Raw genomic sequence first — 5250 nt, 5'->3', positions numbered from 1 at the left:
TCCTGATAGACTGCCACAACCTCCCATCCCTGCTTTTCGCAGTATTTTTCCAGCATATCACGCTGGTTTGCGATACTGGCACTTTCGCCTTGCAGGTCATCGTCCTTTGACAGCCTGCAATAGACCGCTGCACGATACCCTCCGGCAAGTGCCGAACCGATTGTTCTGTATTCCATTTCGTTCATCATAGCCATTTACCCACACAATCCAGACGGTATCTGGCTCTTTTGAACCTCATCTTCATTATAGCTCATATCTTTCCTTTTAGCAAGATATTCTTTCGTATTTGTCTTACCATATTTCTGGGAAATCAGGCTGACGAACACATCGGTTGCGTCCAGTTCCCCGTCAAATACCGTTGTAACATGAATCTCTGTTTTGTTTTTTGCCATAGGCAGTTATCCTCCATACATGAAAATAGCCAGACAGAGGGTGTCGGCAACGAAGTCCGGCAACGGGCTTCAAAAGACCTTGCAAACAATCTCAATCTGGCGATGGTTACTATTTATACTTTTCTTTTATTTTTCTGTTGTTTTGGTTGTCATAGGGGAGAAAAGCCGATAGTTTCGGGATTTTCCCCGGCAACCGGCTCGGCAACGGGATAGCAACAGGGGGTGCAACGGGCTGCCATTTTCAGAACGGAAGCTCCATCTGTTCTGTGACCTCCACAAAACCGTCCATCGTTTTTTCAGACGGGTTGCCGGAGTCCGTTGCCGGGTTTTCACGCTCCCAGCCCTTTTGTCTGCCATATTCGGAAAACATTCTTGGGTTCGGGAAGTACCGCCAGCCAGAAATGCACTGGTTCATAATCTCGTTGATTTCCCGGATTTCCCATTGCTTCGGCTCGTCAAAGGCATGGTTCAAGGCTTCCTTATAGAGCTGCTTGGAGCAGACCATGCTCCCGGTGTACTTATCAAGATACGCCTGTATCATCCCGGCTTTGGTGTCCTCCGGCATAAAATCCCGCTGGTGTTCTTTGAGATACCGCTGCATGGCAGGGCTGAAAGCCAGCTTGAACCTGCCGCTTTTATAAATCTCCATCGCTTCCGCCCACATCTGCTCGATATAGGCTCTGGAAGCAGCTTCGTCCTCCAAAATGTGAACCTCGGCTTGCTCCGGGTACACCATGACGGGGATAAAGCGGCGGTTGCCAGAACGGTCAAGGGGCAGGAAGTCAAGGGCATTGGAAGTGCCGCCAAACACGCACTGACGGGGGCGGTCTGCTGGGTGGGTTTCATAGGGTATCTTGTAAACCTCTTTCTGTCGGCTTAAAAATGACTTGATTTCCTCAATGCTCTTGGCGTTGGCGGTTGCCATCATTTCCGACATTTCGATAATCCAGTGACCTTGCAGCTTGCGGTACACATTGTCATCGTCCAGCTTCCGCAAATCATCGGAGAACCACTCGTCCCGGACTGCCAGCAGACGGAAGAAAGTGGACTTGCCAGCCCCCTGACCGCCGACCAGACAGAGCATGATTTCAAACTTGCACCCCGGCTGAAAGGCTCGTGAGATTGCACCCAGCAGGAACAGCTTCAATGCTTCATAGGTGTAATCGTCTGCGTCAGCCCCCAGAAAGTGCCGCAGGCAGAAGCGGATTCGCTCTGTCCCGTCCCACACAAGGGAACTTAAATAATCCCGGATGGGGTGGTACTTGTTTTCATTCGCCACAATCCCGATGGCGTTATCAATCTTTTTCTCATTGGTAAGCCCGTAGGTTTCTTCCAGATAGAGAAGCAGATACTTCATGTCCGTATCGTTCAGGGCGGTGCTTTCCCTGTGGAAGCCGATGGGCTTTATGATGTCCTTGCGGTCAGTCAGGATGTTGTATGCGATAGCCCCGGAAAGCAGCGGGTCACGCTGGAATACAGTCAGGCAGTTCCGTATGCTCTGACGGACACCGCCTTTCTCGGTAGTTTCCAGCCCCTCCTTGATTTCCTCAATGCTCTGGGGTGGCTGCATGGCGTTCATGGTGTTTTTTAGTTCTTGCTGCGTCTGCGGCGGCAAGCTCTGCCATTCGCTGTTCAAGCTGTATCACATCCTTTCCGTAGTCCGTAATCAAAGCCGCTTTTTCCTCTGTTTCCCCGAACAGCAGCACATCCAGCAGATACTCCACTTGGTCTTGCTTCTGTAAGGCTTCTATAAACCGGGGATGAAAGGCTTCCTCCGGGGAGTGTGGGGCGTAGTCCGTTCTCCATGCCCGAAGCAGATGGAGATAATCGGCAAGAATACGGAAGCAGCGGTTCTTTGCTTCCTGAAACTGTTCCTCCGGGGATTTCTGCCGGGGCTTTGGCTTTTTTTCCTTTCCCGGCGGTTTCCAGTCCTCATAGGAAAGCCCGAAGTCCTGTGCCAGCTGTACGGCGGCTTCTTTCTTTCTCAGCCCATACAGGGCGGCGGCAAAATCAATCACATCCCCATCCGCACCGCAGCCGAAGCAGTGGTAACGCCGATCCAGCTTCATACTTGGGGTTTTATCGTTATGGAACGGGCAGCAAGCCATCCCGTTCCGACCTACATGGATTCCATAATGCTCCGCAGCCTGTCTTGTTGTGACGGACTGCTTCACAGCTTCAAATACATTCAAATCTATCCCTCCTTGAAAAAAAGAAAAGCACCTGACATTCTCTGATTGAAAATGGCAAGTGCCTGTTAAAGTTCCATATCCTGTTGTCTGTGTTTCTCCTGTGCCGGGGTGGTTCTTTGTGCTTTTTTCTCGTCAGCCTTATCCTGCAAGACTTCTTTGATAGGCTGTTTCTTGGGCGGCTCTTTGCTTTCTTCTGTGCCGGGGGTGGCTTTCCGTACCCAGTAGCGGATGTCCCGCAGCTTCTTCAAATCCTCCTGTACCTCGGTCAGCGGTGTTTTCAGGGCTGCAATTTCTTCCAGAAGTTTTTCCTGCTCCTGTTGCAGTTCCTTTTGGGTGCTGTCCTTATCGTCCGGGTGCTTGGCAAGGTAGGCGGCGGCTTTCGCATACCGGGCGACCTCCGGGTGTTCCTGTTTGAATTTCTCCTTTGTTTTCTTGAAAAATATCTTCTGGTACTTCTCATAGACAGGCTTACATTCCTTGCAGTCTGTCCGGCTGGCAAGAATCCCGTCAATCACTTTGCTGCGGGCTTCCTTTGGCTTCATCTGACTGCGGTAATCTGCGGCTGATTTCCCGGAAGATTCCAGAAATACTTCTAAGTCCTCCACAGTAGAAAGCCCCTTTTGACGGAGATAGGACAGGGCTTCGCTGACTGCCTTTAAGTCCTGTGAAGTCCCCCGGTTCTGTCCAGCCCTTGTCCAGTCCTTCCGTTCTTCCTTTCGTATCTCCATATACTTCATCAGCAGATTGGGAAGAAGTGTCGCTTCCTCCGCCGCCTTTTGTGCAAGCAGTTCTTTTCGTTTTTCTCCCAGCTCGGTAATCCAGCCTTTGAGGTTTTGAATGAGCTGCCGGATAGACTTCATCAGGCGGTTGGCGGCTCTGATGTCCCGGTTCAGGTTGCCGATGTTCGTCTGGATACCCCGCTTTTCCATCTGCCGGACAGCAGCTCCCTCATGGACAGTAGGGATAATATCAAGCCCCTGTCTGGCATAGGAACGCAAGTCCACACGCTCTGGGCGGTCATTGGCTTCCAGATAGCGGTTCTGGATGACCTCCCATTCATGCCGCCAGATTTCGCAATACTTCTGGTCGTTCCAATCCACCGTATCCTCCTTGTGGCTTTTCCATCTGCCGGACGGAAGTTTTATCCGTTCCCCGTTTTCGTCAAGGTCATAAACCTTGCGGCTCTTGGGAAGCCATTTTCCATGTTCGTCCATTGCCCTCATAGTGAGCATGACATGGGCGTGGGGATTGTGTCCCGGCGGATGGGGGTCATGGATGGCAAAATCAGCAATCATGCCTTTGGAAACAAACTGCTTCTGGCAAAACTCCCGGACAAGGACAGCATACTGGTCGGGTGGTATCTCTCTTGGGATGGTAAGCACCCACCGCCTTGCAAGCTGGGAGTTCCATTGCTTTTCCACCGCTTCGGCGGCGTTCCATAAGGTATTGCGGTCTGCATACGACCGTGGGGCGTTTGCCGGGAGCAGAATTTCATTGTGGACAATACCACGCTTTTCCGGGTAGTGCTTCACTTGCTGGTCGTATTCACAGAACAGCTTTTCGCCGCTTTGGTAAGCAGCGGCGGCAACCGCAGACTGTCGCTGGCTGCGCTGAACAATCGTGATTTCGTTGTGTGGGCAGGGCATTTCGTGTCCCTCCTTTCGGTAATTGGTGGATGGGGTGGCGTTTTACCACCTCATTTTGGCAGAAAAAAAGCAGGAGACCTTTTTCAGATTTCCTGCTCGGTGTGCCGCTGTGAAGGCGGCGAATATTTAGCTGTAAAAGTTCGGGACAAGTTGACCCGATGTGTGGGTGGCAAACTTGAATTTTACGATTTTTTGTTTTTCAAAAAGTCAATAGTTCTTTTCACGATAAATACGATACATATCAAATCTACAATCCCACAAACAATAGAGTCCTTTAAGTCTGCAAATCCTCCTGTGTACTGCATTGCATAATAATAAACCGTCCATATCAGTATCAATACGAACACACTAATACTTAACCAATAAGACTTTTTCTTCATCTAATTTTCCTCACATTGAACTTCCGATTAGTCGTTGACTTCATTATACTTTATTCGACCGTCAAAGTATAGAGAGATTTTGTAAAACTTGTCGGCTGGGAACAACTTGCAACGCAAGGTGTCCCCAGATGGCAAGTCCACAAAAGGGTAGCTGGCGGCAGCCAGCGCAGGGGAAGCGTAGCGTCCCCTGTTTGATTTGGAGCAGACCATGACTGCGGAAAATCACAGCCCTCCGGTGAGGAGCCTTCGGAGAACGCAATGCACCAACCTCTGGGTGGTGTATAATTGCGCCCTTAGTAAACTAAGGGGTTTCCGGCTTCTCCCGTTCCAGCAGTTTTTTCAATAGTTCCTGCGTGTCCTGCCTGTGAAAAATGAGTTTCAACAACAGCATGACATCATCATCTGTCAGGCGTTCCGGCTCTTGCAGAAAACTTTCCAGCATACCGCCACGGGTACAGAGCCGGTGCGTCCGTTCCTTTCGGGTAAGCTGCTTCAACTGGTGCTGCAATGCCTTTTCATCATTGATGGCTTTCCGCAGCTTCTTTTCGCTTTTCTCCAACTCCCGGTTGAGCTTTTCCAGCTTTGAAGTATCAGGCAAGGGCAGCGTCCTCCTTTCCCGGTATCAGCACATAAATCCTGT

The 5250-nt window shown here is 50.5% G+C and carries 6 protein-coding genes; all 6 read right to left on the bottom strand.

Features of this window, described 5'->3' with window-relative positions:
- Positions 1-194: recombinase family protein (locus tag DWZ38_RS21685; RefSeq protein ID WP_173827752.1), on the bottom strand; the 194-nt coding region annotated here is incomplete at its 3' end.
- Positions 195-392, bottom strand: a complete 198-nt coding sequence (locus tag DWZ38_RS21680) for a hypothetical protein (protein WP_003020324.1) — start codon at positions 390-392, stop codon at positions 195-197.
- 241 nt (positions 393-633) lie between these two features.
- On the bottom strand, positions 634-1971 hold the full coding sequence (locus DWZ38_RS21670; protein WP_117855377.1) for a virulence-associated E family protein: 1338 nt from the start codon (positions 1969-1971) through the stop codon (positions 634-636).
- Complete coding sequence (locus DWZ38_RS21665; RefSeq protein ID WP_117685613.1) at positions 1940-2584, bottom strand: CHC2 zinc finger domain-containing protein; 645 nt, start codon at positions 2582-2584, stop codon at positions 1940-1942. The genes DWZ38_RS21670 and DWZ38_RS21665 overlap by 32 nt, the downstream gene beginning before the upstream one ends.
- A gap of 65 nt (positions 2585-2649) precedes the next feature.
- Entirely contained in the window at positions 2650-4230 is a 1581-nt protein-coding gene (mobQ, locus tag DWZ38_RS21660; protein ID WP_117855375.1) for a MobQ family relaxase, read from the bottom strand.
- A 681-nt stretch (positions 4231-4911) separates the two neighbouring features.
- Positions 4912-5208, bottom strand: a complete 297-nt coding sequence (locus tag DWZ38_RS21650; RefSeq protein WP_002594808.1) for a DUF3847 domain-containing protein — start codon at positions 5206-5208, stop codon at positions 4912-4914.
- Between the last annotated feature and the right edge of the window lie 42 nt (positions 5209-5250).

Source organism: Ruminococcus sp. AF31-8BH, from assembly GCF_003460605.1.
Classification (GTDB): Bacteria; Bacillota; Clostridia; order Lachnospirales; family Lachnospiraceae; genus Blautia_A; species Blautia_A acetigignens.
This window is presented reverse-complemented; position numbering and strand designations above follow the sequence as displayed.

Coding starts and splice junctions, on each gene's coding strand:
- DWZ38_RS21680 (WP_003020324.1), bottom strand. CDS start 392: ATGGCAAAAAACAAAACAGAGATTCATGTTACAACGGTATTTGACGGG.
- DWZ38_RS21670 (WP_117855377.1), bottom strand. CDS start 1,971: ATGAACGCCATGCAGCCACCCCAGAGCATTGAGGAAATCAAGGAGGGG.
- mobQ (WP_117855375.1), bottom strand. CDS start 4,230: ATGCCCTGCCCACACAACGAAATCACGATTGTTCAGCGCAGCCAGCGA.